This is a genomic window from Alkaliflexus imshenetskii DSM 15055 (assembly GCF_000517065.1).
Classification (GTDB): domain Bacteria; phylum Bacteroidota; class Bacteroidia; order Bacteroidales; family Marinilabiliaceae; genus Alkaliflexus; species Alkaliflexus imshenetskii.
In genome coordinates this window covers 1,210,060-1,210,776 of the sequence record NZ_KI912105.1, presented here as the reverse complement: position 1 = coordinate 1,210,776, position 717 = coordinate 1,210,060, and the positions used below count along the sequence as shown (strand labels likewise).

General features: G+C 46.7%; 1 protein-coding gene. It reads left to right on the top strand.

The annotated features are described in order from the left end of the window. A partial coding sequence (locus ALKIM_RS19995) for a hypothetical protein (protein WP_044117757.1) occupies nucleotides 1-717 on the top strand: 717 nt, incomplete at both ends.

Here is a 717-nt window from a genome sequence, read left to right as displayed (position 1 = left end):
AAGACATCAACAGCCTTTACATAAACTACGGAAAGGAAGCCATCCTGCAACTAATAGATGAACGACAGCCCTGTGAAATACTTGCTACGCAAATTACACAGGGTAAACCAATCAATAAATCTTTTTCTTCAACTGAAGATTTTTCAATTGAAGAAAAAGGAAGCGTACAGACAGGGCATCCGCCGAAAGTCGGACGCAGTGCCCTGTCTCAACAGTTAAATATCACCACCCCCAACAAGATAATTTACGAAACCCAATCCGCCCGCTACATAGTAAAAGGCAGCCTACCCAAGACCTTCGACCGCATGACCATCAGTCTGGACGTTCAGCATCTGGAAACCGCCATTAAATACCGCACAAGATTGGATTTGTACGAAGAAAAGCAAGTCAGAAAAGAAGTCCGGGAAGCCGCCGAAAAGCTGGATTTACGCAGCGATTTAGTAGAAAACGACCTATCGCAACTAACCGACCTGCTGGAAGAATACCGGGAAAGCCAGCTACAGCAAAGCACCAAAGATGCAGACAGCGATAAAACCCTAACCCTTGCGCAGCTGGCGAGATGCAAAGCCTTTTTGCAACAGCCAGACCTAATCCAAAAGCTAAACCAGCTCATCGGCCAAAGCGGCATCACCGGTGAGGATAACAACCGTCTTTTCCTGTTTGTGATAGCTACCAGCCATAAAATGCCCGATACCCTGCATGCCCTGATACAAGGCA